This is a genomic window from Pseudomonas fulva, assembly GCF_023517795.1.
Taxonomy (GTDB): Bacteria; Pseudomonadota; Gammaproteobacteria; order Pseudomonadales; family Pseudomonadaceae; genus Aquipseudomonas; species Aquipseudomonas fulva_D.
Genome location: NZ_CP082928.1, coordinates 1968951 through 1989020 on the forward strand (window position 1 = coordinate 1968951; position 20070 = coordinate 1989020).

General features: G+C 65.9%; 22 protein-coding genes. 11 read left to right on the forward strand and 11 right to left on the reverse strand.

Going from position 1 to position 20070, the window contains the following annotated elements:
* The first annotated feature begins 1 nt into the window (after position 1).
* Positions 2-322 (forward strand): cupin domain-containing protein, encoded by a 321-nt coding sequence (locus K8U54_RS08820; RefSeq protein ID WP_249909777.1) that lies wholly within the window; start codon positions 2-4, stop codon positions 320-322.
* Positions 323-423: 101 nt separating this feature from the next.
* Here the strand turns inward: K8U54_RS08820 and K8U54_RS08825 are convergent, their stop codons facing one another.
* Positions 424-1305 carry a DMT family transporter gene (locus tag K8U54_RS08825; RefSeq protein ID WP_249909778.1) on the reverse strand — a complete coding sequence of 294 codons (882 nt, stop codon included), beginning with the start codon at positions 1303-1305 and terminating at the stop codon, positions 424-426.
* A gap of 90 nt (positions 1306-1395) precedes the next feature.
* On the opposite strand from K8U54_RS08825, the gene K8U54_RS08830 reads away from it, so the two are divergent.
* Both K8U54_RS08830 and K8U54_RS08835 read left to right on the forward strand, forming a co-directional pair.
* Positions 1396-2319 carry a LysR family transcriptional regulator gene (locus tag K8U54_RS08830; RefSeq protein WP_249909779.1) on the forward strand — a complete coding sequence of 308 codons (924 nt, stop codon included), beginning with the start codon at positions 1396-1398 and terminating at the stop codon, positions 2317-2319.
* Positions 2316-2645 carry a hypothetical protein gene (locus K8U54_RS08835; protein WP_249909780.1) on the forward strand — a complete coding sequence of 110 codons (330 nt, stop codon included), beginning with the start codon at positions 2316-2318 and terminating at the stop codon, positions 2643-2645. Before K8U54_RS08830 ends, K8U54_RS08835 begins: the two co-directional genes overlap by 4 nt.
* Positions 2646-2714: 69 nt before the next feature.
* Here K8U54_RS08835 and K8U54_RS08840 read toward each other — a convergent pair whose 3' ends face one another.
* The 4 genes from K8U54_RS08840 to K8U54_RS08855 all read right to left on the reverse strand — a co-directional run bounded on the left by K8U54_RS08840 (position 2715) and on the right by K8U54_RS08855 (position 5712).
* Positions 2715-3239 carry an REP-associated tyrosine transposase gene (locus K8U54_RS08840; RefSeq protein ID WP_249909781.1) on the reverse strand — a complete coding sequence of 175 codons (525 nt, stop codon included), beginning with the start codon at positions 3237-3239 and terminating at the stop codon, positions 2715-2717.
* 89 nt (positions 3240-3328) lie between these two features.
* Positions 3329-4123, reverse strand: a complete 795-nt coding sequence (locus tag K8U54_RS08845) for a thymidylate synthase (protein ID WP_249909782.1) — start codon at positions 4121-4123, stop codon at positions 3329-3331.
* Positions 4120-4920: a prolipoprotein diacylglyceryl transferase gene (gene lgt, locus K8U54_RS08850; protein ID WP_249909783.1), complete on the reverse strand. Its 801-nt coding sequence runs from the start codon at positions 4918-4920 to the stop codon at positions 4120-4122. The genes K8U54_RS08845 and lgt overlap by 4 nt, the downstream gene beginning before the upstream one ends.
* Before the next feature lie 9 nt (positions 4921-4929).
* Positions 4930-5712, reverse strand: coding sequence for a sulfite exporter TauE/SafE family protein (locus K8U54_RS08855; RefSeq protein WP_249909784.1), 783 nt, complete (start codon positions 5710-5712; stop codon positions 4930-4932).
* 25 nt (positions 5713-5737) lie between these two features.
* Here K8U54_RS08855 and K8U54_RS08860 point away from each other — a divergent pair, with 25 nt between their 5' ends.
* Complete coding sequence (locus K8U54_RS08860) at positions 5738-6202, forward strand: hypothetical protein (protein ID WP_249909785.1); 465 nt, start codon at positions 5738-5740, stop codon at positions 6200-6202.
* A complete protein-coding gene (locus tag K8U54_RS08865) occupies positions 6193-6939 on the forward strand; it encodes an NRDE family protein (protein WP_249909786.1) in 747 nt (248 codons plus the stop codon). Before K8U54_RS08860 ends, K8U54_RS08865 begins: the two co-directional genes overlap by 10 nt.
* 117 nt (positions 6940-7056) lie before the next feature.
* Here the strand turns inward: K8U54_RS08865 and ptsP are convergent, their stop codons facing one another.
* Together ptsP and K8U54_RS08875 are read right to left on the reverse strand one after the other, a co-directional pair.
* Positions 7057-9336, reverse strand: a complete 2280-nt coding sequence (gene ptsP / locus K8U54_RS08870; protein ID WP_249909787.1) for a phosphoenolpyruvate--protein phosphotransferase — start codon at positions 9334-9336, stop codon at positions 7057-7059.
* Between the two features lie 10 nt (positions 9337-9346).
* Complete coding sequence (locus tag K8U54_RS08875) at positions 9347-9826, reverse strand: RNA pyrophosphohydrolase (protein WP_013793353.1); 480 nt, start codon at positions 9824-9826, stop codon at positions 9347-9349.
* Positions 9827-9991: 165 nt separating this feature from the next.
* Between K8U54_RS08875 and K8U54_RS08880 the strand changes: the two genes are divergently transcribed.
* Positions 9992-10645, forward strand: coding sequence for an HAD family hydrolase (locus tag K8U54_RS08880; RefSeq protein WP_249909788.1), 654 nt, complete (start codon positions 9992-9994; stop codon positions 10643-10645).
* A 67-nt stretch (positions 10646-10712) separates the two neighbouring features.
* On the opposite strand, the gene K8U54_RS08885 is transcribed toward K8U54_RS08880, so the two are convergent.
* Entirely contained in the window at positions 10713-11246 is a 534-nt protein-coding gene (locus K8U54_RS08885; RefSeq protein WP_249909789.1) for an SgcJ/EcaC family oxidoreductase, read from the reverse strand.
* Positions 11247-11406: 160 nt separating this feature from the next.
* On the opposite strand from K8U54_RS08885, the gene K8U54_RS08890 reads away from it, so the two are divergent.
* The 4 genes from K8U54_RS08890 to K8U54_RS08905 are packed head-to-tail and all read left to right on the forward strand — an operon-like array spanning position 11407 to position 16062.
* The gene (locus tag K8U54_RS08890) at positions 11407-12594 is read left to right on the forward strand and encodes a sensor histidine kinase (protein WP_249910423.1); all 1188 of its coding nucleotides are present in this window, start codon (positions 11407-11409) and stop codon (positions 12592-12594) included.
* Positions 12591-13271, forward strand: a complete 681-nt coding sequence (locus K8U54_RS08895) for a response regulator (protein ID WP_249909790.1) — start codon at positions 12591-12593, stop codon at positions 13269-13271. Before K8U54_RS08890 ends, K8U54_RS08895 begins: the two co-directional genes overlap by 4 nt.
* Positions 13268-15592: an ATP-binding protein gene (locus K8U54_RS08900; RefSeq protein ID WP_249909791.1), complete on the forward strand. Its 2325-nt coding sequence runs from the start codon at positions 13268-13270 to the stop codon at positions 15590-15592. The genes K8U54_RS08895 and K8U54_RS08900 overlap by 4 nt, the downstream gene beginning before the upstream one ends.
* Positions 15589-16062: a response regulator gene (locus tag K8U54_RS08905; RefSeq protein WP_249909792.1), complete on the forward strand. Its 474-nt coding sequence runs from the start codon at positions 15589-15591 to the stop codon at positions 16060-16062. The genes K8U54_RS08900 and K8U54_RS08905 overlap by 4 nt, the downstream gene beginning before the upstream one ends.
* Positions 16063-16069: 7 nt before the next feature.
* Here the strand turns inward: K8U54_RS08905 and K8U54_RS08910 are convergent, their stop codons facing one another.
* A complete protein-coding gene (locus tag K8U54_RS08910) occupies positions 16070-16510 on the reverse strand; it encodes a DUF2269 family protein (RefSeq protein WP_249909793.1) in 441 nt (146 codons plus the stop codon).
* 112 nt (positions 16511-16622) lie between these two features.
* The gene (gene ilvA, locus K8U54_RS08915; protein ID WP_249909794.1) at positions 16623-18137 is read right to left on the reverse strand and encodes a threonine ammonia-lyase, biosynthetic; all 1515 of its coding nucleotides are present in this window, start codon (positions 18135-18137) and stop codon (positions 16623-16625) included.
* 301 nt (positions 18138-18438) lie between these two features.
* On the opposite strand from ilvA, the gene rpiA reads away from it, so the two are divergent.
* Positions 18439-19110, forward strand: a complete 672-nt coding sequence (gene rpiA / locus K8U54_RS08920; protein WP_249909795.1) for a ribose-5-phosphate isomerase RpiA — start codon at positions 18439-18441, stop codon at positions 19108-19110.
* Positions 19111-19146: 36 nt separating this feature from the next.
* On the opposite strand, the gene K8U54_RS08925 is transcribed toward rpiA, so the two are convergent.
* Complete coding sequence (locus K8U54_RS08925) at positions 19147-20061, reverse strand: SdiA-regulated domain-containing protein (protein ID WP_249909796.1); 915 nt, start codon at positions 20059-20061, stop codon at positions 19147-19149.
* Positions 20062-20070 lie beyond the last annotated feature (9 nt).

Below are 20070 nucleotides of genomic sequence, written 5' to 3' on the forward strand. Positions count from 1 at the left end.
GATGCCCATCGCCAATCTGTTCCATGACAGCGCGCCGCCTGCCCAGGGCGAGCGCTTCGACACCCTGCTCAGCCATCGCAACCTGGTGATCGAGCGCATCCTCAGTTCGTCACGTATCGAATCGGTGGACTACGTGCAGGAGCAGGATGAATGGGTGCTGCTGGCCCGCGGCGAAGCGCGCATGACGGTAGCGGGAGAAGCTGTCGAGCTGACTGCCGGCGATCACCTGTTCCTGGCAGCCGGCACGCCCCACCGCGTAGAGCGCACCAGCGACGGCGCACTGTGGCTGGCCATCCATCTGCATCCTGGCAATGGCGTTTGACTGTGGGAGCGCGCCATGCGTGCGACCGGGTATCGCCCCGTAGGGTGGAAGACGCCTCACCTACGCGGCCCGCCCCTTCCACCACGAACAATCACCTCAACTCAGCGCCTGAGCAGGCTGGTCCACAGCGTGGCCGCGACGATCAGCAAGCCACCGATCCATGCCTGCACGCTCAATTGCTCGCTGAGCCACAACACCGCGAACAGCGCACCGAACAGCGGCTCGCTGCCCATCAACAACGACACCCGGGTCGGGCTGCTACGGCGCAGCGCGTAGTTCTGCACGAAGAACGCGAACAGCGTGGCGAACAGCACCAGATACAGGGTGCCGATCCAGAACGCCGGCGCTGTCGGCAGTGCCGGCAAACCGCCCGGCAGGACGATCACGCCGAGCAGCAGGCAGCCAACACCGATCACCCCGGTCTGCACCGCGGTCAGCGCCAGTGCGGGCACCTGCGTATGGGCGGTCAGCCGCCCGGTCAGGCACACCAGCACGGCGCGCAGCAGCGCCGCCATCAGCATCAGGCCGTCGCCGAGGTTGAATTGCAGGTCGACGCCGCCGCTGAGCAGCCAGGTGCCGAACAGCGACAGCGCCACCGCTGGCAGCAGGCGCGAGTCGGGGCGGCGGTCGAACATCAGCCACTCGACGAAGGGGGTGATGACCACGCACAGGCTGATCAGAAACGCCGCATTGCTGGCCGAGGTGTGCAACACGCCATAGGTTTCGCACAGGAAGATCGCCAGCATCACGCCGCCGAGTGGAATCCCCGGTGCCCAGGCCTGGCGCCCTTCGCCACGCAACTGCGGCAGCAGAATCACAAAGGTCAGGCAGAAGCGCACGGCGAGAAAACCCAGCACCGGATAAAACACCAGCGCCTCCTTGGCCACGCCATAGCTGGTGCCCCAGACCATGGCGACCAGCAGCAAGAGCACATCGCTGGCCTGCAGCAGGCGCGAAGGGGAACGGCTAACCAGGGTGGACATGGGGATACTTCCTGCAATCGGTGAGGCGCGCATTGTCCATTGCGTCCCTGAGCGTGATAATCCGTCAACTCCGAACAAGACCTGTTCCCCATGCGCACGAATCTGACACCGCAACTGCTTCCCTATCTGGCCATCTTCGTGCGCGTGGTCGAGGCCGGCAGCTTCTCTGCTGCCGCTCGCCAGCAGGGCAGCACGGCGTCGGCGGTGAGCCGGCAGATCGCCCACCTCGAGCAGACTCTCGGCGTGCGGCTGCTGGAGCGCACCACACGGCGTCTGCGCCTGAGCGAAGCCGGCAGCGAGGTGTTCGAGCGCTGCAAGGACATGCTCGACGCCGCCCAGGCCGCCCTGGATGTGGGCGAGCGGCTGATGAGCCAACCGCGTGGCCGGGTGCGCCTGAGCGTGCCCAAGGCTTTCGGTCGTTTTCTGGTGATGCCGCTGATCGAGGATTTTCTGCAGCGCTACCCGGAAGTGGATGTCAGCCTCAACCTCAGTGACCGCAGCCCGGATTTGATCAGCGAGCAGTTCGACCTGCTGGTGAGCATCACCGACCAGCCGCCGCCGACCCTGGCCGGTCGGCCGCTGTGCAATGTCCAGCAGCTGCTGTGTGCCAGCCCCACCTACCTGCAGCGCCATGGCACACCCCAGCACCCGGGCGAGCTGGTGCGCCATGCCTGCCTGTATCTGGACGAAACCCCGGACGACCACCGCTGGCATTTCAGCAACGGGCCGGAGCAGTGCGTGGTGGCGGTGAGCGGCCGTTTCGCCAGCAACCACAGCGAAGTACGCCTGAACGCGGTGCTCGGCCACCTGGGCATCACCTGCTTGCCGCACTTCACCGCCGCGGCGGCGCTGGCCAGCGGCGAGCTGGTGCGGGTGTTGCCGCAATGGCGCTACACCGGCTCCTACCAGGGCACCGCATGGATTCTCTACCACCCGACCCGCCACCTGCCGCCCAAGCTGCGGGTGCTGATCGACCACCTGGCCGAGGGACTGGGCAAGGGACCAACACCATGAGTGGGCGGCTAGATAGACTTCGCCAATGGCTGGAACGCCGTCGCCTGGAGCGGCAGCCGGTGGATACGGCCGATCACGTGACCCTGGAAGCTATCGACACCGAGGTCGGCAACCGGATCCTGGAGAGCCTCAAGGCCGACGGCTGGCGCCAGGTCGCGCAATACAGCCCGCTGGCGTTCGACAAGGGCATCGATTACGACAGCTACCGCCTGCGCCGTGGCCTGGAAGAGCTGCGGCTGGAGTGGGACAACTGGGTCGAGTGGACACTCAGCGGGCCGGGCGAACGCATCGAGGAAATCGCCGAGCGATTTTCATTGCGCCCCTGACAGACTCCATCCCGTAGGGTGGGCTTCAGCCCACCAAGCCCGACCAAGCTGCCGTACGAAAACCAACCTTCATTCGCCAAAGTTTCCAGCATCATCGTAACCGCCCCAACCCATCGGAAGAACGCCTCGCTCAACGTACCGATGGAAACTGGAAAACGGCCAATCCGCGACGCAATTGACCAAACCATGCTTGACGGGGTTGAAGTGGATGTAATCGACATGTCGGGCAAGATCATTCTCATCACGTATCTGATGCTCCCAGAAACGCCTCTGCCATATCCCCTTCTCGCGCTTTCTGTACTTGCTGGCGCTTAAGGATGTGGCTTTGGGAAGCGCGTGGGAAAAGCGACTCTTGATCAACGCCCAACGTTGCGAGTAGTCACTATCGCCATTCGGCAATGTCCAGATCGCATGCAAGTGATCAGGTAGCACGCAAATAGCGACGGTCTCGAAGGGCAGTCGATCGCAAGCCTCGGCGTAGGCTCGACGCAATAAGGGAATTTTTTCGACCAGCAAACCAGACTGCCGATCCGCAAGCGTGACGGTGAAGAAGTAGGTTCCGCCAGGAACCGATTGGCGGCGGTAGTTCGACATGGCAATCCTTTGCCTCGCTTGCGACATTGATAAGGTGGTGGGCTGAAGCGGACCGCCGCCCGGCCCACCCTACATCGTAAGAGCCGGGCTCAGACCGCTACCGGCGCCTTGATATGCGGGTGCGCTTCGTAGCCGACCAGCTCGAAGTCCTCGAACCTGAATGCGAACAGGTCTTTCACTTCCGGGTTGAGCTTCATGGTCGGCAGCGGCAGCGGCTCGCGGGTCAGTTGCAGGTCGGCCTGTTCCAGGTGATTGGCGTACAGGTGGCAGTCGCCGCCGGTCCAGATGAACTCGCCCGGCTGCAGGTCGCAGACCTGGGCGACCATCAGGGTCAGCAGCGCATAGCTGGCGATATTGAACGGCACGCCGAGGAAGATATCGGCCGAGCGCTGGTACAGCTGGCAGCTCAGCTTGCCGTCCGCCACGTAGAACTGGAACAGCGCGTGGCACGGCGGCAGGGCCATCTGTTCGACCAGTGCCGGGTTCCAGGCCGAGACGATCAGGCGACGCGAGTCCGGGTTCTTCCTGATCATCTCGATCAGCTTGCTGATCTGGTCGACCGACTCGCCGTTGGGCGCCGGCCAGTTGCGCCACTGGTAGCCGTACACCGGGCCGAGGTCGCCGTTCTCGTCGGCCCACTCGTCCCAGATGCGTACGCCGTTGTCCTTCAGGTACTTGATGTTGGTATCGCCCTGCAGGAACCACAGCAACTCGTGGATGATCGACTTGAGGTGGCACTTCTTGGTGGTGACGATGGGAAAGCCGTCCGCCAGGTCGAAGCGCATCTGGTGGGCGAACACGCTGTAGGTGCCGGTACCGGTGCGGTCTTGCTTGAAGGTGCCGTTGTCGCGCACATGGCGCATCAGGTCGAGATACTGTTTCATCGCACCACCTCCACAGTGGCCTGGCGCTTGTAGGCATAGACCATCAGGCCCAGGCCGGCGAGCACCATCGGCACGCAAAGCACCTGGCCCATGGTCAGCCAGCCCCACGCCAGATAGCCGAGTTGGGCGTCCGGCACGCGGACGAACTCGACGATGAAGCGGAAGATGCCGTAGCACACCGCGAACAGGCCGGAGACCGCCATGGTCGGGCGCGGTTTGCGCGAGTAGATCCACAGGATGACGAACAGCGCCACGCCTTCCAGGGCGAACTGATAGAGCTGCGACGGATGGCGCGGCTCCGGCCCGCCGGTCGGGAACACCATAGCCCAGGGCACGTCGGTGACCTTGCCCCACAGCTCGGCATTGATGAAGTTGCCGATACGCCCGGCGCCCAGGCCGATCGGCACCAGCGGGGCGATGAAGTCCATCAGTTCGAAGAAGCTCTTGCCGTTGCGCCGGGCGAACCACAGGGTGGCCAGCATCACGCCGATCAGGCCGCCGTGGAACGACATGCCACCCTTCCACACTTCGAGGATCAGCAGCGGGTTGGCGATATAGGCCGGCAGGTCGTAGAACAGCACGTAACCCAGGCGCCCACCGACGATCACCCCCATCGCCACCCAGAACACCAGGTCGGAGAGTTTCTCCTTGCTCCAGGTCGGGTCGAAGGCGTGCAGGCGCCGCGAGGCGAGGAACCAGGCGCCACCGATGCCGACCAGATACATCAGGCCGTACCAGTGAATCTGCAGGAAGCCCAAGTCGAGGGCGACCGGGTCAATATTCGGGTAAGGCAGCATCAGGATTCCTCACAACAGAAAATTCAGGCCGACGATAAACAGCAACAGGGCAAACAAACGCTTGAGCACCCGCGGCGACAGGCGATGGGCCAGGCGCGCGCCGGTACGGGCGAAGAACACGCTGGTCAGGGCGATGCCGAGCAGCGCCGGCAGGTACACGTAACCAAAGCTCCAGTGAGGCAGACGCGCGTCGCCCCAACCCAGCCACAAGTAACTCAGGGCGCCGGCCGCGGCGATCGGCCAGCCACAGGCCGAGGAGGTCGCCACCGCCTGCTGCACGGACACCCCGCGCCAGGTCAGGAAGGGTACGGTCAACGAGCCACCACCAATGCCGATGATCGCCGAAGCCCAGCCGATCACGCCACCGGCAGTGCCCAGACCGACCTTGCCCGGCACCTCGCGGCTGGCCTTGGGCTTGAGGTCCAGCGCCAGCTGCAAGGCCACGCACAGGGCGAACACACCAATGATCTTCTGCAGCACCAGGCCATCGATGGATTCCGCCGTCAGCGCCCCCAGCGCCGAGCCCAGCACGATCCCCACGGTCAGCCAGACGAACAGCCCCCAGCGCACCGCGCCGCGGCTGTGGTGCTCGCGCACCGCATTGACCGAGGTGAACAGGATGGTCGCCAGCGAGGTGCCTACCGCCATATGGGTCAGCACCGCGGCATCGAAACCCTGGGCGGTAAAGGCGAAGATCAGTACCGGCACGATGATCATGCCGCCACCCACGCCGAACAGCCCGGCCAGCAGGCCGGCGGCGGCACCGAGCAGGATGTAGAGAAGGAAGATCATGGTGTGCTCTGCGAAGCGATGCGGCATGGTAACGGAAGCCGGCCATGCACTCTACTTCACGACGATTGATGGCTTTGCGTACAGTGGCACTTTCCATGGACGAGAAACCGCTGTGTTCAACACCCTCTATTTGCGTATCGCCTGCGATCAGTTGCACATCATCCACTTGGAAAGCGGCAATGAGCTGCAATTGCGCGCCGACCCGCCATTCAGCAACGTGCGCCTGCTAGTGGCCGACTTCGGCGTCGCGGATCGGCTGATCAAAAAGGCGGTCGCAGCGGTAATCCGCAAACGTTTCATGCGTCTAAGCCTACCGCCGCGCCTGGTCGTGCATCCGCTGGAACGGCTGGAAGGCGGCCTCTCGCAGGTCGAAGAGCGCATATTGCTGGAGCTGGGCAAAGGCAGTGGCGCCAGCAAGGTCGCGGTACATGTCGGCGCACCACTCGACGCAGCAGGCGTACACGCCTGCCTCAAAAAGCCATGTGCCTGATCGTCCTCGCCTGGCGTCCAGGCCACAGCCTTCCCTTGCTGGTCGCTGCCAACCGCGATGAATTCCATGCCCGCCCGACCGCAGCCATGGCCGAGTGGCCGCAGACGCCCGGCCTGATCGCCGGGCGCGACCTGCAGGCCGGCGGCACCTGGCTGGGCATCGGCCCCGATGGCCGCTTTGCCGCTCTCACCAATATCCGAGACCCGCAGGCTGAGCAGGGCTCCCGCTCACGCGGCGAACTGCCGCTGCGCTTTCTGCAGGGAAACCAGGGGCCAGAGGCTTTTCTGAACCAGCTGCGCCACGAGGCGGATGAATACAGCGGCTTCAACCTGCTGGTCGGCGACCGCCAGGCACTGTGGCACTTCAATTCGCACGGCGGACAGGCCCAGGCACTGCCGCCCGGCATCCATGGCGTTTCCAATGCCGGCCTGGATACGCCGTGGCCAAAGCTGCAGCAGGCCAAGGCAGCACTCGCCGATGCACTCGACGCAGCCGATGAGGAGCCGCTATTCGCGCTGCTGGCTGACCCCAATAGACCTGACGATACGGCGCTGCCGGATACTGGCGTGGGCCTGGATCTGGAGCGCCTGCTCGGCAGCGTGTTCATCACCAGCCCGAGCTACGGCACCCGCGCCAGCACGTTGCTATTCACCTATGCCGATGGAGGACGGCGGATTATCGAACGCAGTTTCGGCCCTGAAGGTACGCCGATTGGCGAGGTGCGCTTCGAGCGCTAGAGGGGCAAGAGCTGTCGCTGACCTGTTTTGCGTGAACGGGTGAGGACGTCTAGTCCATGCCCGTGATGCTTTCGCGGGCATGGCCCGCTCCCACAGATAAACCGACAATTTCCGCCGTCAAGCCTGAATACCCGACGCCGGATTGAGCATCCGGCCCAGGCCCAGGTTGCGCAGGGCCAGTTGCAGGGTACTGTGGATAACCTGCGGGTTGTCGATGCGCATGGCCTGGCCAAGCAGGTCCTTGGCCTTGCTCAGGCTGATCTGGCGCAGCAGCCATTTCACCTTGGGCAGGTTGGTGGCGTTCATCGACAGGCTGTCGAAGCCCATGGCCATCAGCAGCACGGCGGCGCTCGGATCGCCGGCCATCTCGCCGCAGATGCTCACCGGTTTGCCTTCGGCATGGGCGTCCTCGACCACCTTGGTCAGCGCCTGCAGCACGGCCGGGTGGAGGAAATCGTAGAGGTCGGCGACCCGCGGGTTGTTGCGGTCCACCGCCAGCAGGTACTGGGTCAGGTCATTGGAGCCGACCGACAGGAAGTCCACCTGGCGAGCCAGGTCGCGGGTCTGGTAGACCGCGGCAGGAATCTCGATCATCACCCCGATCGGCGGCAGCGGCACGTCGGTGCCTTCGTCGCGCACCTCGCCCCAGGCGCGGTGAATCAGGTGCAGGGATTCCTCCAGCTCCTGGATGCCGGAAATCATCGGCAGCAGGATGCGCAGGTTGTTCAGGCCCTCGCTGGCCTTGAGCATGGCGCGCACCTGCACCAGGAAGATTTCCGGGTGGTCGAGGGTCACGCGGATGCCGCGCCAGCCCAGGAAGGGGTTCTCTTCCTTGATCGGGAAGTAGCTCAGCCCCTTGTCGCCGCCGACGTCCAGGGTACGCATGGTCACCGGCAGCGGATGGAAGGCGGTCAGCTGTTCGCGGTAGATGGCCAGCTGTTCCTTCTCGCTGGGAAAGCGATCCTTGATCATGAACGGCACTTCGGTGCGGTACAGGCCAACGCCCTCGGCACCGCGCTCCTGGGCGCGCACCACATCGGCGAGCAGGCCGGTGTTGACCCACAGCGGCATCTGATGGCCGTCGAGCGTCTCGCAAGGCAGCGCGCGCAGGGCGTCGAGGCCCTTGGTGAGCTGGCGATCCTCCTCGACCACATCGGCGTACTGCTTGCGCAGGATCTCGCTGGGGTTGGTGAACACCTCGCCGTGGTAGCCGTCGACGATCAGCTGGATGCCGTCGATCTTCGAGTACGGCAGCTCAACCGCGCCCATGACCGTGGGAATCCCCATGGCCCGGGCGAAGATCGCCACGTGGGAGTTGCCCGAGCCCTGCACCGACACCAGGCCGACCAGCTTGCCTTCCGGCACTTCACCGAGCATGGCCGGCGACAGTTCCTCGGCGACCAGGATGCAGTTGTCCGGGTACACCAGGGTCTGCTGGCGGGCCTGCTGCAGGTAGGCGAGCAGGCGACGGCCCAGGTCGCGGACGTCCGAGGCGCGCTCGCGCAGGTAGGCGTCGTCCATCAGTTCGAAACGGTTGATGTGCTCGCTGACCACGTGGCGTAGGGCGCCCTGGGCCCACTGGCCGGTCTTGATGACGTTGACCACCTCGTTACCGAGGGCCGCGTCTTCGAGCATCATCTGGTAGACGTCGAACAGCGCGCGCTCTTCCGGGCGCAGCTGGGTGGCCATGCGCTCGGAGAGGTTGCGCATGTCGGCACGCACGCCCTCCAGGGCGTTCTGGAACAGTTTCAGCTCGGCATCGATGTCGTCGATGCTCTTGTCCGGCACCACTTCCAGGTCGGCCGGCGGCAGCACCACCACAGCGGTACCGACCGCCGCACCGGGCGAGCCCGGCACGCCGACGAACTTGGCCTCCTGAATGCCCTTGCCCTGCTTGCCCAGGCCACGGATCGAACCGGTAGCCTCGGCGTGGGCGATCACCCCGGCGAGCTGGGCGCTCATGGTGACCAGGAAGGCTTCTTCGCCTTCGTCGAACTGGCGGCGCTCCTTCTGCTGCACCACGAGCACGCCCATCACCCGCCGGTGGTGGATGATCGGTGAACCGAGGAAGGAGGCGTAGCGTTCTTCGCCGGTCTCGGCGAAGTAGCGGTAACGGGGATGTTCGGAGGCGTTTTCAAGGTTCAGCGGCTCTTCGCGGGTGCCGACCAGGCCGACCAGGCCCTCGTTCGGCGCCATGCTGACCTTGCCGATCGAGCGCTTGTTGAGGCCGTCGGTGGCCATCAGCACGAAGCGGTTGGTCTCCGGGTCGAGCAGGTAGACCGAGCACACCTGGGTGCCCATGGTCTCCTTGACGCGCTGCACGATGATGCCCAGCGCCGCCTTGAGATCCTTGGCGGCATTCACTTCCTGGACGATCTTGCGCAGCGTGTTGAGCATGCTGACCTGCCTAATCCCGTGCCAACAGGCGCGGTGCGAGTTCCTTGAGTGCGCGACGGTAGACTTCGCGCTTGAATGTAACCACCTGCCCCAACGGGTACCAGTAACTGACCCAGCGCCAGCCGTCGAACTCCGGCTTGCCGGTCAGGTCCATACGCACCCGTTGCTCGTCGGAGGTCAGGCGCAGCAGGAACCACTTCTGTTTCTGGCCGATGCACAGCGGCTGGCTGTGCGTGCGCACCAGGCGCTGCGGCAGACGATACCTCAACCAGCCCCGGGTGCAGGCGAGAATTTTCACGTCCTGCTCTTCCAGGCCCACTTCTTCGTTCAGTTCGCGGTACAACGCTTCTTCCGGCGACTCGCGGTCATTGATACCGCCTTGCGGGAACTGCCAGGCATCCTGGTTAATTCGACGCGCCCAAAGCACCTGGCCGACATCATTGGTGAGAATGATGCCGACGTTGGGGCGAAAACCATCAGGATCGATCACGGCACACAACCTCGTAAACGCATGTCTCCGCATTGTTCCACAAAGCTCGCGACAGCGGCAACGCGCTCGGGCGGGACTGCACGGCGGCCCGTCGCGCGGTTTTCCCCGGGCCGGCAAAGCCGCTATTCTGGCCGCCTCCATGGCCCTGTATGAAGAGGTGATGCTGTGCGTTTGGCTTTATTCGATCTCGACAATACCCTGCTTGGCGGCGACAGCGACCATGCCTGGGGCGACTGGCTGTGCGAGCGGGGGATTCTCGATGGCGCCACCTACAAGGCGCGCAACGATGCCTTCTATCAGGACTACCTGGCCGGGCGCCTGAACATCACCGACTACCTGAACTTCACCCTGGCCATCTTCGGTCGCACCGAGATGGCCCAACTCGATGCCTGGCACCGCGAGTTCATGGCCGAATGCATCGAGCCGATCATCCTGCCCAAGGCCCTGGCGCTGCTCGACAGGCACCGCGCCGCTGGCGACAAGCTGGTGATCATCACCGCCACCAACCGCTTCGTCACCGCCCCCATCGCCGCACGCCTGGGCGTCGACACCCTGCTGGCCACCGAATGCGAGATGGTCGACGGCCGCTACACCGGGCGCACCACCGACGTGCCGTGCTTCAAGGAAGGCAAGGTCACCCGCCTCAACCGCTGGATGCAGGAGAACGGCTTCGACCTGGACGGCTCGACCTTCTACAGCGACTCGATGAACGACCTGCCGCTGCTCGAGCAGGTCAGCTATCCGGTGGCCGTCGACCCGGATCCCAAGCTGATGGCCGAGGCGGAGGATCGCAACTGGCCGATCATGTCGCTGCGCTGAGATTTATCGCGCAAAAAAGAAGCCGGCGCACAGGGCGCCGGCTTTTTTTTGCATCCGCACCATGCATTTACAGGTGCTTGGCCTTGCTGGCCACCGAGGTCGGCACCACCTCGGGCATGGCCGAAGAGTGGTGGTTGAGGATCTTCCACTGTCCGTCCACCAGGGTGTAGACGAAGGTGTAGCGCGCCTGCACGTCGGACTTCTCGCCGGCGGCATCGGTCAGGTGGAAGGTATAGACGCCGCTGTCCAGGGCGGTGGTCGGGCTCAGGCGACGGATTTCCCGGTAGTTGATCTCGCCGACCGGCTTGAGCGCCAGGAAGTGCTCGAAGTAGTCGCGGATTTCCGCCGAGTTGGCGCGCACCCGGTTGGACACCGTCGGCTGCAGCACGGCATCGGCGCTGTACAGGCTCACCACCTTGGCCACGTCACCGCTCTGCAGCGCCTGGTTCCACTGATCGAACAACCCGGCCACTTCACGATCGGCCGCTTCGGCCGGCGCCGTCGCCAGGCTGTCGTAGCGATAGGGTTTTTGCTCGGGAGCGGCCAGCAGCGGGGTACTGGCGCAGAACAGCAGGGCGGCGGCGATGGCGTGCATTTTCATGATCGTTTCCTGTTTTTGGTTGACGAGGCCACTGTGCCCGGCGCTGTCAGCGCCGCCATCGGCTGGTTGGCGACATCGGCGTATGCCGATCGGCAGATGGGCGAGCAGCGGGCAGAGTCGATTTAATGGGATCATTGCCACCTGATCCGCGCCGCTTGCGCTGGAGAGCCCCATGCACAATGACGACAGCAGTGCCCTGGCCTTGCGCAGCCAGTATCGACAGTGGGAAAGCCGGGCGGCGCGCCTGAGCCTGCTGGTCGATACCGGCCGCCAACTGGGCGCGCTGCCACCCAGGGAGATGGGCCTGCGCGTGCTGCAACGCGCCTGCGCGTTCTGCGCCCTGGACAGCGGCATGGTGGTCTGCGAACTGGCCGGCGAGCACCAGGTGCTGGCCAGCCACGGCGCCCTTTCCAGCGAGCAGCAGGTGGCGCTGCTGGCGCTGAGCGACAGCGCCACGCCCCAGGCCCAGTGCCTGCCCATCGACCAGGGCGGGCTGCAGCTGGTCATTCGCCTGCCCCTGGCCACGGCCCAGGGCCACAGCTTTGGCAGCGTGCTGCTGGCCAGCGCGGTGCGGATCAACCCGCCGGACGACGAAGACCTCGAGTCCCTGCAACTGCTCGCCACTCTGTTCGCCGCGCACCTGGAAACCCAGCGCCTGCATGGCGATCTGCTCGCCCGCGAGCGCACCATGTCGGAACTGGTGCACCGCCTGCTCAATGCCCAGGAAGACGAGCGCCGGCGCGTGGCCTACGACCTGCATGACGGCCTCGCCCAGACCCTGGCCGGGTTGCACCAGCGCCTGCAGGGTTTCGCCAGCCAGTGCAGCGTGCTGCCCGATGCCCAGCAGCGGGAGCTGGGCACCATTCTCGACCTGGCCCAGCGCTGCGTGCGCGAGGGCCGCCAGGCCATCAACGGCCTGCGCCCCCAGCTGCTCGATGACTTCGGCCTGCTCCACGCCCTCGACAAGGAAGCCGACCGCCTGCGTGACGCGGGCCACCGGGTGCAGTGGCTGCAACGCAGCGATGCACGGCTGCCGGCCCACGTGGAAATCACCCTGTTTCGCATCGCCCAGGAAGGCATCAACAATATCCTCAAGCATGCCGGCCCCTGCAGCGTGCGCATCGGCCTGAGCAGCAGCGAAGCGGGCGCGATACTGCACATCGAGGATGACGGCCAGGGTTTCGAGGCACCGAGCCACAGGCCGATCACCGGCAACAGCGGCCTGGGCCTGGCCGCCATGGGCGAACGCGCCAGCCTGCTGGGCGGCCGCCTGCAGTGCCAGAGCGCGCCAGGGCGCGGCACCCGGTTGCTGGCCCAGGTGCCCCACGCCGAGGAGATCGCCCCATGACGACGCCCCTGCGCCTGGTACTGGCCGATGACCACGAGGTGACCCGCGCCGGCTTCGTGGCCATGCTCGGCGGCTGCGACGAATTCGCGGTGGTCGGCCAGGCCGCCGACGGCGACAGCGCGCTGCAGCTGTGCGAGCGCCTGCAGCCGGATATCGCCATCCTCGACATTCGCATGCCCGGCCTCAACGGCCTGGGCGCCGCGCGCCTGCTGCAACAGCGCATGCCGCAGCTGAAGGTGGTGATGTTCACCATGTACGACAGCCCCGAACACCTGGAGGCTGCCATCGGCGCGGGCGCCGTGGGCTACCTGCTCAAGGATGCCACCCGTGACGAGGTGATCGCCGCGCTGCGCCGGGTTGCCGCCGGGGAGGAGGCGCTGAACAGCGCCGTCAGCGCACGCCTGCTCAGGCGCATCGCCGACCGCAGCAACGCCGGCACGCCGCCCACCGACACCCTCACCAACCGCGAGCGGCAGGTACTGGGCCTGGTGGCGGGCGGCTTCAGCAATCGCGAGATCGGCGAGAAGCTGGGCATCAGCGCCGGCACCGTGAAGACCCATGTGGAGCGAGTGATCGCCAAGCTCGGCGTGGCCGACCGCACCCAGGCGGCGGTGCGCGGCATCGCCCTGGGCCTGGTCGCCCAGCCGGCGGCCGACTGGCCGGGCGCCGCGCCATGATGCGGCGTATCGACAACGCCTGGGCGGACCTGCCGCTGCGCGGCAAGGCCTTGGTCGGCATCTCGCTGCCGCTGGTGATCCTGCTGATCTCCCTGGTGCTGATCTACATCACCGAGCGGCAGACCGCCGAAGCCGAAGAGGACGTGCGCCGGGTGCTGCAGGTCCAGGGCGATATCCAGGCCGTGCAGACCCTGCTGGCCGAGGGCGCGGCCAGCGTGCGCGGCTACCTGCTGACGCGCAGCGACGACTTTCTGCCCGCTTACCAGCAGACCGAGCCGCGCATCGAGGCGGCCCTGGCGCGCCTGGACGCCAATATCCGTGATGCCGAGGTGCGCCAGCGCCTGGAACGCATCCGCCCGCTGATCAGCAACCAGCTCCACGGCCTGGATGTGCTGCGCAACGTCGACCTGCGCCAGGATCAGGAGCAGATCGCCGCCGTGCTCGACGAAAGCAAGCGCATGCTCGATACCCTGCGCAACCAGATCGACGCCATGCGCGTGCGCGAAGACGCCCTGCTCGCCGACCGCACCGCCAATGCCGCGGACAACCGCCAGCGCATGCTGCTGGCCACCCTGCTGGCCGCCGGCTGCGGCCTGTTCGGCGCGATCGTCGCGGTGCTGCTGCTCTCCAGCGGTATCGTCAGCCGCGTGCAGCGGGTGCAGCGCAGCGCCCGCCACCTGGCGCTCGGCAACCCGCTGGAGCCGCGGCACCACGAGCGCGACGAGATCGGCCGCCTGGGCGCCAGCCTGGAGGAGGCCAGCCAGCTGCTGGCCCAGCGCGAACGTGCCCTGCGCGACAACGAGGAGCGCCTGCGCCTGATCATCGAGGGCGTGCGCGACTACGGCATCTTCGCCCTCGACCCGCAAGGCCACGTCACCACCTGGAACGCCGGGGCCGAGCGGATCAAGGGCTACAGCGAAACCGAGATCATCGGCCGCCACTTCTCGCTGTTCTACCCACCCGAGCAGCGCCCGCACCACCCGCTGTATGCGCTGCAGGTCGCCGCCGAAAAGGGCCGCTACGAGGAAGAAGCCTGGCGCCAGCGCCGCGACGGCTCGCGTTTCTGGGCCAGCGTGGTGATCACCGCCCAGCACGATGCCAGCGGCACGCTGCGCGGCTTTTCCAAGGTCACCCGCGACATCACCGACCGCCGCGCTGCCGATATCGCCCTGCGCGCCGCCCGCGAGGAAGCCGAGAACGCCAGCCAGGCCAAGAGCGAGTTCCTGTCGCGCATGAGCCACGAGCTGCGCACCCCGCTCAACTCGATCCTCGGCTTCGCCCAGCTGCTCGACCTGGAATCGCCCAGGCCCCAGGTCACCCATATCCTACGCGCCGGCCAGCACCTGCTCACGCTGATCAACGAAGTGCTCGACATCGCCCGTATCGAGGCCGGCCGGCTGCCCATGAGCCCGGAAGCCATCGACCTGCACGGCGTGGTGCACGAGGCCATGACGCTGATCTCGCCGCTGGCCGACGAGGCCGGCATCCGCCTGTGCCCCCTGCCGCCGAGCACCGCGGCGGTTGGCGTGATGGCCGACCGGCAGCGGCTGATCCAGGTGCTGCTCAACCTGCTGTCCAACGCGGTGAAGTACAACCGCCCCGGCGGCGAGGTGCACCTGGACATCGAGGTGCAGGGCGAGCGCCTGGCCCTGGCGGTCAATGACAGCGGCGCGGGCATCGCCCCGGCGGACCTGCAGCGGTTGTTCCGCCCCTTCGAGCGCCTCGGCGCCGACCAGCACAGCGAAGGTACCGGCCTCGGTCTGGCCCTGAGCCGCAACCTGCTGCAGGCCATGGACGGCACACTGGAGGTGATCAGCGTGGTCGGCAGCGGCAGCCGTTTCGTGCTGACGCTGCCGACGGCGCAGGTCGAGCCCCAGGCCAGCCACGACGACCCCTGGCGCCCTGCGCCCTTGCCGGCACCGCTGAACACGCTGGAAAGCGGCAGCCTGAAACGCGTGCTGTGCATCGAGGACAACCTGTCCAGCCAGGCATTGATCGAAACCCTGTTGCAGCGCCGGCCGGGCGTGCAGTTGCTGTCGAGCATGCAGGGCCAGCTCGGCCTCGACCTGGCGCGCCAGCACCTGCCACGGGTGATCCTGCTGGACATCAACCTGCCGGATATGACCGGCATCGACGTGCTCAAGCGCCTGCGCGCCGACCCGCTGACCGCCGCCATCGCCGTGCTGATGATCACCGCCGACGCCAGCACCGCGGCCAGGCGCGCCATGCAGCAGGCCGGCGCCACGGCGATCCTCACCAAGCCCATTCACGTGCCGACCTTTCTGGCCTTTCTCGACCAGCACCTGCCGGAGCCCCCATGAGCGACGACTACCGCATCCTGATCATCGACGACCAGCGTCCCAACCTGGACTTGATGGAGCAGCTGCTGGCCCGCGAAGGCCTGCACAACGTGCTCAGCAGCACCCAGCCGACCCGGGCGCTGGAGCTGTACAACAGCTTCGAGCCGGACCTGGTGATTCTCGACCTGCACATGCCGGACTTCGACGGCTTCGCGCTGATGGAGCAGCTCAATCGGCGCATCCCGCAGAACGACTACGTGCCGCTGCTGGTGCTGACCGCCGACGTGACCCGCGCCACGCGCCTGCGCGCCCTGGCCTTGGGTGCACGGGATTTCATCAGCAAGCCGCTGGATGCCCTGGAAACCATGCTGCGGATCTGGAACCTGCTGGAAACCCGTGCGCTGTACAAGGCGCTGCGGGCGCGGCTGAGCGAGCCGCAACTCGAAGCGCTGCTGCAACCGTTGGTGGCGCAGCGCCAGGGCCGGCGTTAGCGCTGAGTTAAATGGGCTTGGCGCCCATCACCGCCATGATCGCCACCAGCAGCACCATGATCAGCGCGGTATAGACCAGCACCAGGCGCAGCGACTTGGCGGGCACCGGGCCCTCGGCCTGGGCCTGCCAGGCGCCCAGGCGGCCGAGCAGCAACAGGCCGACGATCATCAGCACTGCGAAGAGGCCGCTGCCCAGCAGCAGCCATAGCTGGCTCAACGGCCAGCCGGCCAGGTTGACCATCCACCAGCCGGTTACCGGCAGGCTCAGCGCCAGCACGGCGAACACCGGCAGGCTGATGGTGCGGGTGCGCCGCAGCTTGCGTTGCAGCACCGCCCGGTCGCCGCCGCGCCAGGCTTTCCAGAGCATCAAGGCATGGGCCAGCACGCCCGCCAGCAACAGGATGCCGGGCAGCGCATGGAGGACTCTGATCAGCAGATAATGCTCCATCACGGTTTCCTTCGATTTCTTATGGAGAATGGCCCCGGGTATCGCCTCGCTCGACCCGGGCCACCGGTAGCACCTTGGTAGCCCGGGTGAAGCGGCGCGTCAGGGGAAGCGACTAGCCAAGAAACAGCTTGTAGGCCGGGTTGTCGCTCTCGTCCCAGTACGGATAGCCGATCTCGTCCAGCGCCGGTGCCAGCAGGTGGCGCTCGTCTTCCGGCACCTGCAGGGCCGCCAGCACCCGGCCATCGGCGGCGCCATGGTTGCGGTAATGGAACAGGGTGATGTTCCAGCGCCCGCCCAGCTTGTTGAGGAAGTTGAACAGCGCGCCCGGCCGCTCGGGAAACTCGAAGCGGAACACGCACTCGTCCGGCACCGCCGCGGCATGGCCGCCCACGGTGTGGCGGATATGCAGCTTGGCCAGTTCGTTGTCGGTCAGGTCGAGTACCGGGAAGCCCTGGCCACGCAGGTTTTCCACCAGGGCCGCCCGAGGGTCGTTCTCCGGGTGGGTCTGCACGCCGACGAAGATGTGCGCCTCGCCATCCTGGTGGTAGCGGTAGTTGAATTCGGTGATCTGCCGCTTGCCGATGGCCTCGCAGAACGCCTTGAAGCTGCCCGGGCGCTCCGGGATGGTGACGGCGATGATCGCCTCGCGCTTTTCCCCCAGCTCGGCACGCTCGGCCACGTGGCGCAGGCGGTCGAAGTTGACGTTGGCGCCGGAGTCGATGCCGACCAGCACCTGGCCACTGATCCCTTCCCGTTCGACGTAACGCTTGATTCCGGCCACGGCCAATGCGCCGGCCGGTTCGGTGATCGAGCGGGTATCGTCGTAGATGTCCTTGATCGCCGCGCAGATCTCGTCGGTGCTGACGGTGATCACCTCGTCGACATGATCCTTGCAGATCGCGAAGGTGTGCTGGCCGATCTGCGCCACCGCCACGCCATCGGCGAACAGCCCGACCTGGGGCAGCACCACGCGCTCCCCTGCGGCCAGGGCCTGCTGCAGGCAATTGGAGTCGTCCGGCTCCACGCCAATGACCTTCACCTCGGGACGCAGGTACTTGATGTAGGCGGCGATACCGGCGATCAGGCCGCCGCCGCCGACCGGCACGAATACCGCATCGAGGCGCCCCTGGTGCTGACGGAGGATTTCCATCGCCACGGTGCCCTGGCCGGCGATCACCAGGGGGTCGTCGTAGGGATGGATATAGGTGTAGCCCTTTTCCTCGACCAGCTTCAGCGAGTGGGCCAGGGCCTCGGGGAAGGCATCGCCATGCAGCACCACCTTGCCGCCCCGCGAACGCACACCCTGCACCTTGAGCTCGGGGGTGGTGCGCGGCATGACGATGGTCGCCTTCACGCCCATGTGCTTGGCGGCCAGGGCCAGGCCCTGGGCGTGGTTGCCGGCCGAGGCGGTCACCACGCCGCGGGCCAGTTCTTCGGGCGAGAGCTGCGCCAGCTTGTTGTAGGCGCCACGAATCTTGAACGAGTACACCGGCTGCAGATCCTCGCGCTTGAGCAGAATCTGATTGCCCAGGCGTTCGGAAAGCTGGCGAGCGGGTTGCAGCGGGGTTTCCACGGCAACGTCATAGACACGGGAGGTCAGGGTCTTCTTGACGTACTGTTCGAGCATGGCAGGCATCGCAGGCGGCTTCGAGGGGAATCGACGAGTCTAACATCAGGGGCTGCCATCGTTTCAGCACCAGCCGCGTTGCGGCGGAAAATTTCACCGGGCTGCAGAGGGCCACAACAGCAGCGATTTCCAAGATCTGCGGCGAGGCACAGTGAAATCTCCCCCCACAACCCAAGGGCAGGGCCGGCGCGGTCGCGCTGAAGCGACAGCAGCCCCTACCATCCGCCGAGCGACCATACGAATTCCGGGGTTTTGCCGGCTATAATCGCGACCTCGTTTCCTTCCTTCTCGTGGAACCCGCATGACCCAGGATCAGCTCAAACAAGCCGTGGCCCAGGCCGCCGTCGACTTCATCCTTCCCAAGCTCGACGCCAAGAGCGTGATCGGGGTCGGCACCGGCTCCACGGCCAACTGCTTCATCGACGCCCTGGCCAAGCACAAGCTGGAGTTCGACGGCGCCGTGGCCAGCTCCGAAGCTACCGCCGCGCGGCTCAAGGGCCACGGCATCCCGGTGTATGAACTCAATACCGTCAGCGACCTGGAGTTCTACGTCGATGGCGCCGACGAAAGCGACGAGCGCCTGAACCTGATCAAGGGCGGCGGCGCGGCCCTGACCCGCGAGAAGATCGTCGCGGCGGTAGCACGCACCTTTATCTGCATCGCCGATGGCAGCAAGCTGGTACCGGTGCTCGGCGCCTTCCCGCTGCCGGTGGAAGTGATCCCCATGGCGCGCAGCCACGTGGCTCGCGAGCTGGTCAAACTGGGCGGCGACCCGGTGTATCGCGAAGGCGTGCTGACCGACAACGGCAACGTGATCCTCGATGTGCACAACATGAGCATCAGCGACCCGGTGAAGCTGGAAGCGGACATCAACGCCATCGTCGGCGTGGTCACCAACGGCCTGTTCGCCGCGCGCCCGGCCGACCTGCTGCTGCTCGGTACCGCCGAAGGCGTGAAGACGCTGCAGCGCTAAGCGCTCGGGCTGGACAGGAGGAGGCCGAGTGAGCGATCACCCGGCCTTTTTTTCGAAGGTGTAGAACAGGTTGGGTTCGCTGATCATGTAGATCACGCCCTGCTCGTCCATGGCGATACCTTCGGCCTGGGGCACGGACGCCTCGAGCCCCTGCTGGCCGCCGACCAGCGACAGACTACTGACCGGTTCGCCCTTGGTATCCATTTCCACCAGCAGCCGCGAATCATCGGACAGCGCCAGCAGGTGACCGGTACGGGCATCGTATTGCAGGCTGGACAGATCACGGACGAACAGGCCGGCATCGCGCTCACGGTCATCGATGATGCGGATCGCCGAGGGGCTGTGCGGATCGAGATGCGGGAAGCCGTGCACCTCGTAGATACGCAGCGGATCACGCTCCTTGGCAATGAACAGGCGCTTGCCCGCCAGGTCATAGGCCAGGCCCTCGAAGCCCTTGTTCTTGGCCTCCATTTCCAGGCCCAGCGACAGCTGCTGGCCGTCGGCAGCATCGACCTGGGTGGTGGCGTCGTCGATGCGAACCTCCACCAGGCGCTGCGGGCGTTCATCGGCGATCACCAGGACGCCAGGGGCGACGTACTCCACGGCTTCCGGATCGCCGAAGCCGACCAGACGGATCTCGCGCAGCACCTTGCCGTCGAGCGACAGCTCGATCAACCGGGTATTCTGGTTGGTGACGGTAAACAGCGTTTTGCGCACCGGATCGTAGGCCAGCGCCGACACATCGTCGACAAGCCCTTCGATCACCTTGGCCTCACGGCTCACCCGATAGCCATCGAGCCACAGCGTGTTGGCCGGCGCCTCGGCGGGCTGTCGCACATTGAACCAGGCCCGCTCGAATACCCGGAACTCCTGGCCCCAGATGGCCAGCAGCAATGCCGCGACCAGTATCAGCAGCAGCACCAGGGCCTTGAGGGAAATCAGACGACGCATACCCGCTCA

Coding starts and splice junctions, on each gene's coding strand:
- K8U54_RS08820 (WP_249909777.1), top strand. CDS start 2: ATGCCCATCGCCAATCTGTTCCATGACAGCGCGCCGCCTGCCCAGGGC.
- K8U54_RS08825 (WP_249909778.1), bottom strand. CDS start 1,305: ATGTCCACCCTGGTTAGCCGTTCCCCTTCGCGCCTGCTGCAGGCCAGC.
- K8U54_RS08830 (WP_249909779.1), top strand. CDS start 1,396: ATGCGCACGAATCTGACACCGCAACTGCTTCCCTATCTGGCCATCTTC.
- K8U54_RS08835 (WP_249909780.1), top strand. CDS start 2,316: ATGAGTGGGCGGCTAGATAGACTTCGCCAATGGCTGGAACGCCGTCGC.
- K8U54_RS08840 (WP_249909781.1), bottom strand. CDS start 3,239: ATGTCGAACTACCGCCGCCAATCGGTTCCTGGCGGAACCTACTTCTTC.
- K8U54_RS08845 (WP_249909782.1), bottom strand. CDS start 4,123: ATGAAACAGTATCTCGACCTGATGCGCCATGTGCGCGACAACGGCACC.
- lgt (WP_249909783.1), bottom strand. CDS start 4,920: ATGCTGCCTTACCCGAATATTGACCCGGTCGCCCTCGACTTGGGCTTC.
- K8U54_RS08855 (WP_249909784.1), bottom strand. CDS start 5,712: ATGATCTTCCTTCTCTACATCCTGCTCGGTGCCGCCGCCGGCCTGCTG.
- K8U54_RS08860 (WP_249909785.1), top strand. CDS start 5,738: ATGGTAACGGAAGCCGGCCATGCACTCTACTTCACGACGATTGATGGC.
- K8U54_RS08865 (WP_249909786.1), top strand. CDS start 6,193: ATGTGCCTGATCGTCCTCGCCTGGCGTCCAGGCCACAGCCTTCCCTTG.
- ptsP (WP_249909787.1), bottom strand. CDS start 9,336: ATGCTCAACACGCTGCGCAAGATCGTCCAGGAAGTGAATGCCGCCAAG.
- K8U54_RS08885 (WP_249909789.1), bottom strand. CDS start 11,246: ATGAAAATGCACGCCATCGCCGCCGCCCTGCTGTTCTGCGCCAGTACC.
- K8U54_RS08895 (WP_249909790.1), top strand. CDS start 12,591: ATGACGACGCCCCTGCGCCTGGTACTGGCCGATGACCACGAGGTGACC.
- K8U54_RS08900 (WP_249909791.1), top strand. CDS start 13,268: ATGATGCGGCGTATCGACAACGCCTGGGCGGACCTGCCGCTGCGCGGC.
- K8U54_RS08905 (WP_249909792.1), top strand. CDS start 15,589: ATGAGCGACGACTACCGCATCCTGATCATCGACGACCAGCGTCCCAAC.
- K8U54_RS08910 (WP_249909793.1), bottom strand. CDS start 16,510: ATGGAGCATTATCTGCTGATCAGAGTCCTCCATGCGCTGCCCGGCATC.
- ilvA (WP_249909794.1), bottom strand. CDS start 18,137: ATGCTCGAACAGTACGTCAAGAAGACCCTGACCTCCCGTGTCTATGAC.
- rpiA (WP_249909795.1), top strand. CDS start 18,439: ATGACCCAGGATCAGCTCAAACAAGCCGTGGCCCAGGCCGCCGTCGAC.
- K8U54_RS08925 (WP_249909796.1), bottom strand. CDS start 20,061: ATGCGTCGTCTGATTTCCCTCAAGGCCCTGGTGCTGCTGCTGATACTG.